General features: G+C 72.7%; 16 protein-coding genes. 5 read left to right on the top strand and 11 right to left on the bottom strand.

Features of this window, described 5'->3' with window-relative positions:
• Window positions 1–11: 11 nt before the first annotated feature.
• The 9 genes from mutM to AB1046_RS11015 form a co-directional block, all read right to left on the bottom strand.
• Window positions 12–1,076, bottom strand: a complete 1,065-nt coding sequence (gene mutM, locus AB1046_RS10975) for a bifunctional DNA-formamidopyrimidine glycosylase/DNA-(apurinic or apyrimidinic site) lyase (protein WP_369375202.1) — start codon at window positions 1,074–1,076, stop codon at window positions 12–14.
• Window positions 1,069–1,797, bottom strand: coding sequence for a ribonuclease III (rnc, locus tag AB1046_RS10980; RefSeq protein WP_369375659.1), 729 nt, complete (start codon window positions 1,795–1,797; stop codon window positions 1,069–1,071). The genes mutM and rnc overlap by 8 nt, the downstream gene beginning before the upstream one ends.
• A 46-nt stretch (window positions 1,798–1,843) precedes the next feature.
• Window positions 1,844–2,038: a 50S ribosomal protein L32 gene (gene rpmF / locus AB1046_RS10985; protein ID WP_108495103.1), complete on the bottom strand. Its 195-nt coding sequence runs from the start codon at window positions 2,036–2,038 to the stop codon at window positions 1,844–1,846.
• A gap of 2 nt (window positions 2,039–2,040) precedes the next feature.
• Window positions 2,041–2,586 carry a DUF177 domain-containing protein gene (locus tag AB1046_RS10990; protein ID WP_369375205.1) on the bottom strand — a complete coding sequence of 182 codons (546 nt, stop codon included), beginning with the start codon at window positions 2,584–2,586 and terminating at the stop codon, window positions 2,041–2,043.
• Between the two features lie 227 nt (window positions 2,587–2,813).
• Window positions 2,814–3,311 (bottom strand): pantetheine-phosphate adenylyltransferase, encoded by a 498-nt coding sequence (coaD, locus tag AB1046_RS10995; RefSeq protein WP_369375207.1) that lies wholly within the window; start codon window positions 3,309–3,311, stop codon window positions 2,814–2,816.
• Window positions 3,312–3,320: 9 nt separating this feature from the next.
• Window positions 3,321–3,998 (bottom strand): RsmD family RNA methyltransferase, encoded by a 678-nt coding sequence (locus AB1046_RS11000; RefSeq protein ID WP_369375209.1) that lies wholly within the window; start codon window positions 3,996–3,998, stop codon window positions 3,321–3,323.
• Window positions 3,999–4,020: 22 nt separating this feature from the next.
• Window positions 4,021–4,998: an endonuclease/exonuclease/phosphatase family protein gene (locus AB1046_RS11005; protein ID WP_369375211.1), complete on the bottom strand. Its 978-nt coding sequence runs from the start codon at window positions 4,996–4,998 to the stop codon at window positions 4,021–4,023.
• 140 nt (window positions 4,999–5,138) lie between these two features.
• Complete coding sequence (locus AB1046_RS11010; RefSeq protein WP_369375213.1) at window positions 5,139–7,505, bottom strand: ATP-dependent DNA helicase RecG; 2,367 nt, start codon at window positions 7,503–7,505, stop codon at window positions 5,139–5,141.
• A complete protein-coding gene (locus tag AB1046_RS11015) occupies window positions 7,502–9,451 on the bottom strand; it encodes a DAK2 domain-containing protein (protein ID WP_369375215.1) in 1,950 nt (649 codons plus the stop codon). Before AB1046_RS11015 ends, AB1046_RS11010 begins: the two co-directional genes overlap by 4 nt.
• 345 nt (window positions 9,452–9,796) lie before the next feature.
• Between AB1046_RS11015 and rpmB the strand changes: the two genes are divergently transcribed.
• Complete coding sequence (gene rpmB / locus AB1046_RS11020) at window positions 9,797–9,994, top strand: 50S ribosomal protein L28 (protein ID WP_369375217.1); 198 nt, start codon at window positions 9,797–9,799, stop codon at window positions 9,992–9,994.
• 191 nt (window positions 9,995–10,185) lie between these two features.
• Window positions 10,186–10,698 carry an N-acetyltransferase family protein gene (locus tag AB1046_RS11025; RefSeq protein ID WP_369375219.1) on the top strand — a complete coding sequence of 171 codons (513 nt, stop codon included), beginning with the start codon at window positions 10,186–10,188 and terminating at the stop codon, window positions 10,696–10,698.
• A 100-nt stretch (window positions 10,699–10,798) separates the two neighbouring features.
• On the opposite strand, the gene AB1046_RS11030 is transcribed toward AB1046_RS11025, so the two are convergent.
• Window positions 10,799–11,947, bottom strand: a complete 1,149-nt coding sequence (locus AB1046_RS11030) for a thiamine-phosphate kinase (protein WP_369375221.1) — start codon at window positions 11,945–11,947, stop codon at window positions 10,799–10,801.
• A gap of 33 nt (window positions 11,948–11,980) precedes the next feature.
• Here AB1046_RS11030 and AB1046_RS11035 point away from each other — a divergent pair, with 33 nt between their 5' ends.
• The 3 genes from AB1046_RS11035 to AB1046_RS11045 all read left to right on the top strand — a co-directional run bounded on the left by AB1046_RS11035 (window position 11,981) and on the right by AB1046_RS11045 (window position 13,262).
• Window positions 11,981–12,457 carry a DUF3515 family protein gene (locus AB1046_RS11035; RefSeq protein WP_369375223.1) on the top strand — a complete coding sequence of 159 codons (477 nt, stop codon included), beginning with the start codon at window positions 11,981–11,983 and terminating at the stop codon, window positions 12,455–12,457.
• A gap of 92 nt (window positions 12,458–12,549) precedes the next feature.
• Entirely contained in the window at window positions 12,550–13,113 is a 564-nt protein-coding gene (locus tag AB1046_RS11040) for a TetR/AcrR family transcriptional regulator (RefSeq protein WP_369375225.1), read from the top strand.
• Window positions 13,107–13,262, top strand: coding sequence for a hypothetical protein (locus tag AB1046_RS11045; protein ID WP_369375227.1), 156 nt, complete (start codon window positions 13,107–13,109; stop codon window positions 13,260–13,262). Before AB1046_RS11040 ends, AB1046_RS11045 begins: the two co-directional genes overlap by 7 nt.
• A gap of 21 nt (window positions 13,263–13,283) precedes the next feature.
• Here AB1046_RS11045 and AB1046_RS11050 read toward each other — a convergent pair whose 3' ends face one another.
• Window positions 13,284–13,814 carry a DUF6232 family protein gene (locus AB1046_RS11050; protein ID WP_369375229.1) on the bottom strand — a complete coding sequence of 177 codons (531 nt, stop codon included), beginning with the start codon at window positions 13,812–13,814 and terminating at the stop codon, window positions 13,284–13,286.
• Between the last annotated feature and the right edge of the window lie 41 nt (window positions 13,815–13,855).

Here is a 13,855-nt window from a genome sequence, read left to right on the forward strand (position 1 = left end):
GTTGTGGGCAGTTAACCCCTGGGGCCCCTGGGGCGGGGTTGGCAGACCGGGCAGGTGAATGACGAGCGGTTCATGAACGGGTCCCGGCGGATCAGCGCGCCGCAGCGGCGGCAGGCCTCGTTCTCGCGGCCGTACACCGCGAGCGACCGGTCGAAGTAGCCCGACTGCCCGTTCACGTTGACGTACAGGTCGTCGAAGCTGGTGCCGCCCTGGGCGAGCGCCTCGCGCATGACCTCGGCCGCCGAGTCCAGCACCCGGCGCACGTCCGCGACCTTGAGCTTGTCGGTCGGCCGGGCCCAGTGCACCTGCGCGCGCCACAGCGCCTCGTCGGCGTAGATGTTGCCCACGCCGGACACGACCGTCTGGTCCAGCAGCGCCCGCTTGATCTGGGTCCGACGACGACGCACCCGGCGCACCAGCTCGTCAAGGTCGAGGTTCGGGTCGAGCAGGTCGCGCGCGATGTGCGCCACCGGCCCGGGCAGCACCGGCAGGTCGGAACCGTGACCGGCCGGGGCCGCACTCCCCCGGGGCAGGCCGTCACCGTCGGGCACCAGGTCCTGCACGCTCAGGTGCCCGAACGTGCGCTGGTCGACGAAGTCGAGGTAGCGCGCGCCGGAGGGCGCTCCGGTCAGGTGCAGGCGAACGCGCAGGTGCGGGTGCCGCCAGTCGTCCGCGGCCGTGCCCAGCGCGGAGCTCGGCCCGGCACCCGCCTCCGCGCCGGACTGCTCCAGGCCCAGCACCACGCTCGACGCGTGCCCTGGGTCGTCGCCCACCACGGCGTCGCGCACAAGAAGCTGTCCCGACATACCGAGGTGGGCCAGCAGGGCCGCGGCAGGAGAGGACTCGACCGGCTCGACCGCCGGCGAAAGATCCGCGAGCGGGAGCCAGAGGAACTTGCCGCGGCGCACCGCGGCCGTCAGGCGCCGGCCGGTGAGCTGGTCGCGGAACGAGCCCGGGCCGCCGTCGTGCCGCCGGACGCTGTACTCGCGGAACACCTCGACGTCGCGCACCACCGCGCCGACGACCAGGCGGTCGAGACCGTCCCGGACGGTCTCGACCTCGGGAAGCTCAGGCACCGGGGGCTGCTGCGTCGTTCTTGGCGTCGTTCTTCGAGGCGTCGTCCTTGGGCAGCGGGAACTGCTCCAGGAGCGCCCGGTACGTCTCCTCGGCCGCGCCCTGCTCGGCGTGCTTCTTCGCGCTGCCGGAGCCGGAACCGTAGGTGACGCCGTCGATCACGACCGTCGAGTGGAAGACCCGCGCGTGCTCGGGGCCCTCGAACGTCGCCACGTAGTCGGGCGAGCCCAGGCCGCGTTCGGCGGAGGCCTCCTGCAGCGAGGTCTTCCAGTCCAGCCCGGCGCCCAGGCCGGCGGCGACGTCGAGCGTCGAGTCCGCGAGGCGGTGCACCAGGGCACGCGATGTCTCCAGGCCGTGCGACAGATAGGTCGCCCCGATCAGGGCCTCGACCGTGTCGGACAGGATCGAGTCCTTCTCGAAGCCCCGCGTGCGGATCTCACCCTTGCCGAGCAGCACGTACTTGCCCAGGCCGAGGGTGCGCGCGATCGCGGCGAGCGCACGCTGCGACACCGTCGCCGCCCGCATGCGCGCCAGGTCCCCCTCAGACAGGTCGGGGTGACGCCGGTACAGCGCCTCGGTGACCACCAGACCCAGCACGGTGTCGCCCAGGAACTCCAGGCGCTCGTTCGTGGGGATGCCCCCGGCCTCGTGCGCGAACGACCGGTGAGTCAGTGCCAGCACAAGAAGCTCGGGGTCCAGATGGACCCCGAGCTTCTCAAGCAGCGCGGTAGGTTCCGGCCTCGCCGGCGACGTCCCGCCCTTGGCCACGTCAGCCCGCGTGAACGGTCTTCAGGGCGTCGCGGTAGGTGCGGCCCTTGTAGGTGCCGCACGTCGGGCACGCCGTGTGCGGCAGCTTGTTGCCCTGGCACTGCGGGCAGGTGGTGAGGGTCGCTGCGGTGGTCTTCCACTGCGAACGACGCGCACGGGTGTTGCTGCGCGACATCTTGCGCTTCGGAACAGCCACGGCTAGCTCTCTTTCGTCTCGTCCGACACGCTCGTAGGTTCGAGCATGCTCTGAAGCGCCGACCAACGAGGGTCGACTACGTCATGGTGATGACCGGGGTCGTCAGCCAGGCGCGCTCCGCACTCGGAGCACAGGCCCGGGCAGTCCTCCCGGCACAGCGGTTGAAATGGTAGTGCAGTCACGACCGAATCCCGAAGCGAAGGCTCCAGGTCGGCCATGTCGTCCTCGTTCAGGACGTATTCCTCGTCGTCCAGGTCCGACTCCGTGTCGTCCGCCCCGCGGTTGTCCGCTCCGCGCTTCGCCGACGTAGCGGTCTTCTCGGGGTAGGCAAACAGCTCGGCGATCTCGACCGTGAGCTCACGGGTGATGTCGTCGAGGCAGCGGCTGCACTCGCCCTTGGCCGTGCCGCGGACGGTGCCGGAGACCAGCACGCCCTCCATCACGGACTCGAGCCGCAGGTCCAGCTCCAGGTCAGAGCCTTCCGGGATACCGATCACGGCAGTGCCGAGGTCCGACGGCGCCTGCACGGTCGCGCTGTGCGTACGCATCGATCCGGCACGCCGAGAAAGCTCGTGCGTGTCGAGCACGAGCGGCGAGTTCGGTTCGCGGGCGATAGCAAGCTCCGATGAGGGCAGTGTCGGTTCAGTGTCCGAGAGGACGATGAGGGGGGTGGACCGGCGCAGAACGTCACGGCGCGGACCAAAAACCAATCTTACGACATGGATCGGGCCTCACGCGCGCCCGCACGGGGTGACAGGCCTCACGAGCCGGCGGGCTACTGGCCCAAGGCGGACCGCAAGGCCTCCGGCACCCCCGCCGGAACCAGGTCGTCGACCGGTCCCCCGTGCCGCGCGATGTCCTTGACCAGCGACGACGCGACGTGCGCGTACCGCTGGTCGCCCGGCAGGAAGATCGTCTCGACGCCCGACAGGTGCCGGTTCATGAGCGCCATCGGCTGCTCGGCGTCGAAGTCGCCGCCGCCGCGCAGGCCCTTCACGACGGCGACCGCCCCGATCTCCCGGCAGAAGTCCACCAGCAGCCCCTGGACGACGGCGACGCGGACCCGGGCGAGCGCCGGGTCGGCCTGAGCGGCGGACTCCAGGGCCGCGCGCACGAGACCGGCGCGAGTCTCCAGGTCGAGCAGGCCGGACTTGCCGGGGTTCTTCGCGACGCCGACCACCACCTCGTCGAACATCGTGGCGGCGCGGCGCACGACGTCCAGGTGGCCGAGGGTGATGGGGTCGAACGACCCGGGGCAGACGACGGTGGTCACGCGTCCACGCTATCCGACGGCCGTGTCCGAGGGCTCCGCGACCGAAGGCTGTGCGTCCGAGGGCTCCGCGTAGTAGACGGCCGTGTCCCCGTAGTCCTTGCGGGCGAACGCGGCCAGGCCGGACGGCCAGGCCGGCTCGGGCGTCCGGATAGAGCGCTCGACCACCAGTACCGCACCGGCGGCCAGCACACCCGGCGCGGCCAGGTGGGTCAGGACCCCTACGAGCGTGGCTTCGTCGAGGTCGTACGGCGGGTCGAGGAAGACGAGGTCCAGCGGCGCCGTCGGGCCGGGACCTGCGTCGGAACCTGCGCCGAGAGCTGGGCCGGGAGCTGGGCCGGGAGCTGGGCGCGGCCCCGCGGCCGCCAGCGCCGCGGCGAACCGCTCCGCGGTCTCCGTCGCGACACGCACCCCGGTCAGGCCAAGCATCGCGACGTTCTTGCGCGCGACGTCGGTGGCGGGGCGGGCGCTGTCCACGAGGGTCACCGAGAGCGCGCCGCGGCTCGCGGCCTCCAGCCCGAGCGCGCCCGAGCCGGCGTAGAGGTCGAGGACGCGGGCGCCGTCGAGCACGTCGAGATGCTCCAGCCGGGAGAAGATCGCCTCGCGGACACGGTCGCTGGTAGGGCGGGTGCCCTTGGCCGGCACACCGATGGTGCGGCCGCCCACGGAGCCCGCGACGATCCTGGTCACGCCCGCGAGCCTAACGCGCCGGCTACGGGGCTGAGGTGTCGAGGTGGGCGACTATCGGGAGGTGGTCGCTGCCCGTCTCACCGAGAGCGCGAGTCTCCGTGACCGTGGCACCGCGCGCCAGCACGTGATCGATCTGCGCCACCGGGAAGGCCGCCGGGTAGGTGAACTCGAAGCCGGTGGTCGGCGCGGTGACGAGGTTGGTCAGCGGCGCGATGGCGTCGTCGGTCAGTACGGCGTTCAGGTCTCCCGACACGATGACCGTGTCGTTCTCCTCGGCGTTGACGGCGTCCGCCAGCGCGAGCGCGCTCGCATTGCGCAGCAGCGTCTCGAACCCGCCGCTCCCGAACCGGACCGACGGCAGGTGCGCCGCGAACAGCACGACGGCCGTGTCCTCGCGCTCGATCACCACACGCAGGCAGCGGTCCCAGGAGGCGTCGACACCCTCGGGCCGGATGTCGACGGGCGTCGCGTCCCGCAGCGGGTACCTCGACCAGATGCCGACGGTGCCCTGCGTCTCGTGGTGGGGCAGCGTCTCGCCGAACGCCTGTGTGTACTGCTCGGCCAGGGCGTCCGACACCTCGGTGAGCGTCACGACGTCCGGCTCTGCGGCGAGGAGCACCTCCGCGGTGCCCGCCACGTCGGTGTTGGTGTCGCTGACGTTGTGCTGCACCAGTGTCAGGTCACCGGGCTCGGGGACCGCCGGGCGCACCTGCGGCAGGAAGACCCAGACCCAGGCAGCGAGCGGCAGCAGGACGGCGAGGATCGCGAGCGCCGACCGGCGCAGCAGCGCCGCGAGGATCCCGAGCGGCACGGCGAGCCCGAGCCAGGGCAGGAACGACTGGACGAGGCTGCCGAGGTTTCCCCAGCGGTTCGGCACGAAGTCGTGCGCCACGAGCAGGACGGCGACCAGGACGGAACCGAGCGCCAGCAGCCGCCCGCGCTGCCAGGCGGTCTTGGCGGGCCTGTCGGTGTGGATCGCATGCCTCGCGTCGACCGTCATTGGCGGGAACTCTATCGGCTGAGTGTTGCGGGCGTAAGGATCGGGTCAGCCCTTCGGCTCGGGGATTTCACCTGCTGAAACCCGGGCGCCAGAACAGGAGCAGCCTCACCCGCACGGCCGCAACCCCGAGCGGTCGTCGCTCACGCTCGTTCGAGGAACTCCTCCTGCTCCTCGTCGAGCTGCGCCCGGATCGCCTTGGCAAGCTCCGGGAACTCACTCAGGTCCGGGGACGCCCGCACGACGTCGGCGGCCGCCGTGCGCGCCTCCTCGATGAGGCCCGCATCCTTGACGACCCGCAGGAGGCGCAGGGAGCTGGCCCTGCCCGACTGCGCGGCGCCGAGCACGTCGCCCTCGCTGCGCAGCTCCAGGTCGAGGTTCGCGAGCTTGAAGCCGTCGGTGGTCTGCGTCATGGCCTCCAGCCGGGCGTAGGCGGGGGTGCCAGGCTCGGCGTCGGACACCAGGAGGCACAGGCCCGGGTCCGTGCCGCGCCCCACGCGTCCGCGCAGCTGGTGGAGCTGGGAGATGCCGAACCGGTCGGCGTCGAAGATCACCATGGCCGTCGCCTCGGGGACGTCCACGCCCACCTCGACCACCGTGGTGGAGACCAGCACCGGTGCCTCGCCGGTGGCGAACCGGGCCATGGCGGTCTCCTTCTGGTCGGGCGGCAGCTGCCCGTGCAGCACGCCGATCTCGACGCCCGCCAGCTCGGGCCGCGAGCGCAGCTCCTCGACCACCTCGAGGACGGCGCGCAGCGGCGGGCGGTCGGCGGGGCCGGCCGCGTCCGCGCCGGGGGCGTCGAGGAACTCGGGAACGTCGTCGAAGTCCTTGGTCGCGGCTCTGCTGCTCCCCTTGGGGCTCCCCTTGGGGGCCTCCTTGAAGCTGCTCTCCTCGAAGCTGCTCTCCTCGAAGCCTTCCGCGGAGCTCTCCTTGGGCGCGGTCCCCTTGTCGTCCTCGTCCGGGTGGATCCGCGCGCAGACGACGTAGGCGCGCCGACCCGCGTCGACCTCCTCGCGCACCCTCGCCCAGGTGCGGTCCGTCCAGCGGGTGTTGCCCGCGGGGACGGCGACCGTCGTGATGCCCGCCCGCCCGGCGGGCACCTGGGTGAGGGACGACGTCTCCAGGTCGCCGAAGACCGTCATCGCCACCGTGCGCGGGATGGGCGTGGCAGTCATGACCAGCAGGTGCGGCGAGACCCGCCCCTTGGCGCGCAGCGCGTCCCGCTGCTCGACGCCGAACCGGTGCTGCTCGTCCACGACGACGAGCCCCAGGTCGGCGAACTGCACCTGCTCGGACAGCAGCGCGTGCGTACCGATCACTATCCCGGCCTGACCGCTCGCGGCCTGCAGGAGCGCCTCCTTGCGGGCTTTCGCGCCGAGCGAGCCGGTGAGCAGCGCCACCTGGGTGCTGGTGCCGGTGCGCTCCGCGCCGAACAGCGTCCCGGCGTCGGCCAGCGGGCCGAGCAGGGCCCGCAGGGTCCGGGCATGCTGTGCGGCAAGCACCTCGGTGGGGGCGAGCAGCGCGGCCTGGCCGCCGGCGTCGACGACCTGCAGCATGGCGCGCAGGGCGACCACCGTCTTGCCGCTGCCGACCTCGCCCTGCAGCAGCCGGTGCATCGGGCGGGGGCTGGCGAGCTCGGTGGCGATCTCGTCGCCCACCTCGCGCTGGCCGTCGGTGAGCTCGAACGGGAGGGACGCGTCGAAGTCCGTGAGGATGCCCGCCTGCCCGTCGGGGAGCGGCGGCCGGGCGGTGGCATCCTCGGCGGCGGTGCGGGCCCGGCGCTGCGCGAGCGCGACCTGCAGCACGAATGCCTCCTCGAACCGCATCCGGTGCCGGGCCTGGTAGGCCTCCTCCAGCGTCGCGGGGCGGTGCAGGCTGCGCAGGGCGGCGGCCCGTCCGGGCAGGCCCTGGCGCTCGCGCACCTCGTCGGGCACGGGGTCCGGCACGTCGTCGTCGGACAGCGTGTCGAGGACCACGCGCAGCGCGCCCTGGATCTTCCAGCTCGGGATGCCCGCGGCCGCCGGGTAGATCGGGATTGGCTTGGTGGCGTGCTCCAGGAGCGCCTCGTCGCTGTCGAGGTCGGACTCCTCCCCCATCAGCGTGAAGTCCGGGTGGGAGAGCTGCCGCGACCCCCGGTACAGGCCGACAGTGCCCGTGAACAGGCCCTTTGCTCCCGGAACCAGGCGCTTCTCGTGGTTGTAGAGCGAGCCGCGGTGCTTGCCGAAAAAGGTGAGCGACAGCCGGCTCTTCCCGTCCGTCACGATCACCTCCATGAGCGCGCCGGTGCGGTTGCGCATGGGCCGCACGGTCGCCTGCTCGACCTGGGCGAGGATCGTCACGTGCTCACCCACCTCCAGCGCGCCGATGTCCGAGAGCGCGCCCGGGTCGGCGTACCGGCGCGGGTAGTGGCCGAGCAGGTCGCCCACGGTGTGCAGCCCGAGCTTGCCCAGGGCGGTCGCCGTCCGCTTGTCGAAGGTGCGCTCCAGGCGCTCGTCCGTTCGCTCGCTCATCCCTCCCCCTCCAGGCCCTGCCCATCCAGTGCCGGCCCGTCCGGTCCCTGCCCATCCAGTGCCGGCCCGTCCGGTCCCTGCCCGACGGCGGCCTCCGTACCCAGGCATACCCCGTCACCCGGGTGGCCGGTCGCGAGGACGACGAGCTCCGCGTCCGGCGCCCGCTCCGCCAGCACGGCGGCCAGCCGGTCGGGCAGGTCCGCGGGGACGTCCGCGTCGAGCAGGGCCGTCACCACCGTGGTCGCCGGGCCCGCCGTCTCGCGCAGGGCGTCGATCGCAGCGGCGCCCCGTGCGACCGTCACGGTCAGCCCGGCGAGCGCCTCGGACACGACCGCATGCGCGTCGACGGCGGGTGCGTCGGCCCCGGCAGGCAGGCCGATCGGCAGCAGCGTCCCGAGAGCGGCGAGCGCCACAACGGCATGTACATCTGTAGGTGCCGGCACGGCGACCAGCTCGTCGACGTCGAGGTGCTCCTCAGCTCCGGCTGGCGCCTCCGGCGCCCCGAGGAGCAGCACGCGCCGGGCGCCGGTCGACGCGGCGGCGCGGCCGGCGTCGTCGGCCGTGAGTGGCCCCACCGTGCTGCCGAGGCCGCCCGTGAGGAGCACGACGGCGCCCGCGTGCGCGAGGTCGGCCGCCAGCCCCGGCGCCGACGTCGCGACCACGACTCCCCACTCGGTCTGCCCCGCTGCCTCCAGGTGCCGCACGTGCACCTGAGCCAGGGTGCCCGCGCGCGCCGCCGTCGCCGCGATCGCGAGCGCCTGGTCGAGATGGTCGGTGTGGACGTGGGCCTGCCAGACAGCCGTACCGGTGCCGGCGTCCCCGCCGACGACCACCACTGAGTCGCCCACCTCACCGAGCGCACCCCGCAGCTCGGCCGCGACGGTCTCCGACGCCGCCTCGGCGGGCCCGGTGAGCACGAACATGAGCTCGAGGGCACCCGAGCCGGCGTCGTGCGGCTCTGCGGTGGGCGCCCCTGCACCGGACGGCCCGACGCCGGGCGCGTCGAGGACGGGCGGCGGTGCGCCGGCGTCGAGCAGCTGGTCCAGGGTCACGGCATCCATGGTGCCGTCCGCCACTGACATTCCGGCTGACATTCCGGCTGCCACGCCCCCTGGCACTCCGGCTGCCGCTGAACCAGCCGCTGTGCCCGTCACGGAGCCTGCCGGCCCGCCCGCCACACCAGCCGTCGCTCCAGCCGTCGCTCCAGCCGTCGCGACGACCAGCGCGTCGAGCACGAGGACCAGGCCCAGCGCCCCGGCGTCGAGCACACCAGCGGCACGCAGGACGTCGAGCTCGTCCCGGCTCGCCCGCGCGGCCGTCCGGGCGGCGGCCGCCGCTGCGGTCACGACCTGCAGCGGACCCGCGGCAGGCCCGGCCGCACCCCCAGGCGCACTCCCAGCGGTGCTCCCTGCCGACGAGCTCTCGACCAAGACCTCGACCGAGACCTCGACAGCACCCTCGGCCTCCCGCGCCGCAGCCGCCGCGGCGTCGGCCGCCGTGAGGATGGTGCCCTCCTCCGGCCGGGCCACCGCCGATCTGGCCGACATCGCCGCCCGCGTGAGCAGGTCGGCCGTGCCGCCCCCGCGCCGGGCCGCGACCGCGAGCCCGCGCAGCCACTCGCTGAGGATCACGCCGGAGTTGCCCCGCGCGCCCAGCAGGGCCGCCCGGGCGAGCGTCGCGAGCAGCTGGGGTCCCGGCGTCCCAGCGGGCGCCGCGGCGACCGCCCGGTCCCCCTCGCGGAGGGTCAGGTAGAGGTTGGTGCCGGTGTCGGCGTCGGCCACCGGGAAGACATTGACCCGGTCGATCGCGTCGCGCTCCCGGCGCAGGGCCCCCGTCGCTCCGCGGGTCCAGGCCCGCACCAGGCCCGGATCCTCAAGGCGGACGACGGCCGGGAACGGCTCCGGACCGGAATCGGCTGCCCGGCTGCCGCTGTCGACGTCGGTCACGCTCTGCCCTCCTGCACTCGGCCCTGCACTCGGTGTTACCCGGGCGCGCAGGCCCGAACGGATCCCACCGTACCCAGCGGCTGGGACCGTTGCGTGCGGCCATCCACGGGCCCGGCGCCGCAAGCACGGGTCGACCGGGCCCGCGCAACCGACCGACGCAGGCGGATGTGACGCACCACCCCGCGGCTACGGTTTGAGGGCGCGGCCTGCGATCGGGTACTCTGTCGAAGTTGCCTGGTCGGCTTAAGAAGCGTTGATTGCTCTGAAGCGTCCGGGTCACCCCTCAACCATCCATCACGTCGTGCTGTCATTCTGCACCGGCGTGCACGACATTCAGGAGACACCGTGGCTGCCAACTGCGACGTCTGCGGCAAGGGCCCCGGCTTCGGGCACTCTGTCTCGCACTCTCACATCCGCACCAAGCGTCGCTGGAACCCGAACATCCAGCGCGTCCGTGCGATCGTGAGCGGGACTCCCAAGCGTGTCAACGTGTGCACCTCCTGCCTCAAGGCCGGCAAGGTTACGCGCAAGGCCTCGGCCTGACGCTGCCGCAGCCGGGTCGCTGACGCGACCCGTCAATGCTTGACGAAGACTGCTTGACGAAGACGCCCGACCGGGTGAAAACTCGGCGGGCGTCTTTGGCGTTCCACAAGGTGTTCCAGAACCCGCATCAACCTTCATACAAAACCAAAGAAGTAGTTGCGCCCAGCACCCGGTGATGGAAAGGTGAGGTCATGATGGCACCGGAAGACGTGACCATCCGCCCAGCAACGACGACCGACGCCGAAGCCATCGCTCGTGTCGACATCGCCTCCTGGCGTGGTGCTTACTCAGAGATACTGTCCAGCTCCTACCTGGCGTCGCTCGACGTCACCGAGCGAGCCAGCCGATGGAAAGCGGCAGTGACCGCGGCCGATACGACGGTCCTCGTTGCCGAGGACGCGAGCGGCACCGTCGGATTCACCAGCGTGGGCCCGACCCGCGACGAGGACGCCGAGCCCGGCGACCTCGAGATCTACGCGATCTACCTGCATCCCCGCGCGTGGGGCAGCGGCGTGGCACGCGACCTGATGCGCACCGTGCTCGACGGCCTGGACCCGGGCGTCGTCGTGACCCTCTGGATCCTCAAGGGCAACAACCGCGCACAGCACTTCTACCGGCGGCACGGTTTCCAGCCCGACGGCACCGAGCGCATAGACGACATCGGCGGCCGGCCGCTAACTCAGCTCCGCTTCCGCAAGCGCTGAGGTCGGCACCCTGCACTGAGGCCGTGACTTGGCACCGAGGTCGGCTCAGGCCTGGACCGACCTCGGTGCCAAGTCACGACCTCACGCGAAACTGCCGACCTCATGCTCCGAAGTGGTCCCAGCCTGGGCCGACGGCGGGGGCACGGCCGCCGATCGTGACGGCCGGCGCGGCGGCTTCGGCCTCCTCGCCGTCCCCGGCCGCGATGTCTGCAACCTCGCCCTGCCCGGTCGCGCCGTCCTCGACCTCGCCGTCCCCAGCCTCCAGCACCTGCCCGACGGCGGTCCAGGCCTCCGGCAGCCGGGTACCGGCCGGGAACGTGGCGAGCAGCCCGTGGTCCTCTCCTCCGGCCCAGATCCAGCGGTTGACCAGCCCGTCGATGTCGGCGGTGCCCGGCCCCCACCCCGGGTCGCCGAGCCCCGTGGCCGCGGCCACGGCTCGCGCCGCCGAGTGCAGTGCTTCCCGGTCCGCGGCGAACGCCCCCGCGTCGAGGTCGATCCGCACCGCACTCGCGTGCGCCACCCGCCCGGCGTCGCGCAGGAGGCCGTCGGAGAGGTCGAGCATCGAGGTGGCACCCGCCTGCGCCGCCGTCACACCGGCCGCGAGCGGCGGGTCGGGCCGCAGGTACGCGGTCACGAGCCGCTCCCACGCGTCCTCCAGGAGCACACCGTCGGTCACCTCCAGCGGCGCCGAGGACAACGGGACGCGGACCAGCCCGGCCTCCAGCAGGGCCAGCCCCGCGGCCGACCAGCCGCGTACCCCCGCGTGCGCGACGACGTCGCCAGGCCGTGCGCCCGACCGCAGCACCGGCGCGCGGTCCTCCAGGTCGCCGTGCACGGTGATGCTCACGACGAGGCACGGGCCACCCGAGAGGTCACCGCCGACGGCGCCGGCGCCGACTGGCGCGCAGCCGTCGGCCAGGCCCCTGGCCAGCCCCGTCACCCACTCCAGCTCGGTGTCGCCGGGCACCACCAGGGACGTCACCAGCGCCGTCGGGCGTGCGCCCATGGCCGCGATGTCGGCAAAGTTCTGCGCGACGGCCCGACGTCCGACGTCGTACCCGGTGGACCAGCGGGCGCGGAAGTGGCGGTCCTCGACCAGCACGTCGGTCGAGACGACGAACCGGCCGTCGGGAGCCGCGAGCACCGCGGCGTCGTCGCCGGGCCCGAGCAGCGTGGCGGTCCCCTGGGGAAGCAGGGGCACGATGCGCTCGAGGATCTGCTCCTCGGAGAGGTCACGGACGCGGGTCACCGCTCGACCCTAAGGGACAGGTAACGTATCTCCGTGCTTCCCGTCCGGTTTGTTGCCGCCCTGACCACCGCCGTTCTCGCGAGCGTGGCGCTCGGTGGGTGCGCGCGCACGATCGGTGTGGAGGTCGCGCCGAACGCCGCCGACCCCGTGTGCGCCGAGGTCATCCTCGCCGTCCCGGAGGAGCTCGGCCCGGACCTGCCGAAGGTGCCGACCAACGCCCAGGCCACGGCGGCCTGGGGCGAGCCGGGCGCTGCGGTGACCATGCGCTGCGGCGTCGAGCAGCAGGGCCCGTCCGCTGACTGCCAGCACGTCGACACCGGCAACGGGACCACGGTCGACTGGATCGTCACCACCGACGACGCGGGCACCTGGTCGTTCGTGACCTACGGCCGCGAGCCCGCGGTCGAGGTGATCGTGCCGCCGGCGGTCACCGAGGACCACTCGACGTCGTTCATCGCTGACCTCGCCGGCGCCGTGACGCTGGTCCCTGCCACCAAGGAGTGTCAGTGAGCCAGGCAGTCTCAGCGGAACCAGCCTCAGCGGAACCAGCCACAGCGGAACCAGCCACAGCAGCACCGGCCTCAGCAGCGCCAGCGCCGCCGGTGCAGTCCCGGCGCGAACGCCTGCGCGACGAGCTGCGGCGCGAGGTGCTCGACGCGGCCCGCCACCAGCTCGCCGGGCAGCACGGCCTGAGCAAGCTCACGATGGCCGCCGTCGCCAAGGAGGTCGGGGTGACGCCGCCCGCGCTGTACCGGCACTTCGACAACCGGCAGGACGTCATCGCCCAGCTCTGCGTCCGGATCGTCGAGGAGGTGCTGGAGCTGCTCGCCGCAGCCGTCGCACGCCAGGAGCCTGGCGACACCGCGGCGGCCCTGCTCGCCTCGACCCGGGTCTCGCTCGACTGGGCGGTCCGCAACCCGGCCGAGTTCGACCTGGTCATCGGCTCGGGGATCCGCTCTGAGCTCACCGACAGCCACGACCTGCAGCGCCGCATGGCCGAGATGGTCGGGGGCACTACGTGCCTCTCTTCCGCGACCTGGCGGCCTCCGGCCTGCCGTACCCGGCCGACGACGAGATCCGCCCCGAGCTGGCCGACCAGGTACGCCGGTACCGCGACGCCGTCGGCGGGCCGGACCTGCCGCTCGGCGTCGCCTACCTCATGGTGACCAGCTGGCGGCAGGTCTACGGGCTGCAGTGCATGGCCGTCTACGGCCACCAGGAGTTCGCGTTCGGCGACCACGTAGCGCTCCACGAGGACATGGTGTCCGCGCTGCTGGAGCGGTTCGGGCTGGACCCGCACCCGACGGTGCGCTGAGTCAGCGCACGGTGCGCCAAGTCAGCGCGCCATCGACTCCTTGCCGGTCTCCAGGGTGTGCAGGTCGTCCGCGTTCGTGATGACCTCGATGGTCCCGTGGTACCGGATGGTCGGGTCCTTCATCGCCGCGCCCAGGAGCTGGGCGAGGGCGGCCAGGTGCCGAGGGTCGTGCGAGCAGATGCGGTGCACGTGCTGGGTGGCGGTGATCAGCACCAGGGCGAAGACCGGGTACCGCCACAGGGGCTGCCACAGCTCGGTGCGCTGCCACAGCCGCGCCGCGGGCCAGGCGAGCCCGGCGCCGGCCGTGGCGACGACGGCCTCCCACGGCACCTCGGCACCCACCAGCCGCAGCAGCAGCAAGACCACGGCGGCGATGGCGAACGGATAGGCGACCTGGTTCGCCCAGGGGCCGATCGGCTGGGGCTTCGCCACGCCGACCACCTCGAACCGCATGACGGCGCTCAGGGCGAACGTGGAGAGACCGACCGTGAACATCCCGTTGGTGACCCGCACGTCACGCACGGCGTACTTGTAGCGCGGCCCGCGCAGCATTGTGCCTCCTCAGAGCCCTGTGAGAGGCACAGTACAGGCGA

It is taken from the genome of Promicromonospora sp. Populi (assembly GCF_041081105.1).
Lineage (GTDB): Bacteria > Actinomycetota > Actinomycetes > Actinomycetales > Cellulomonadaceae > Promicromonospora.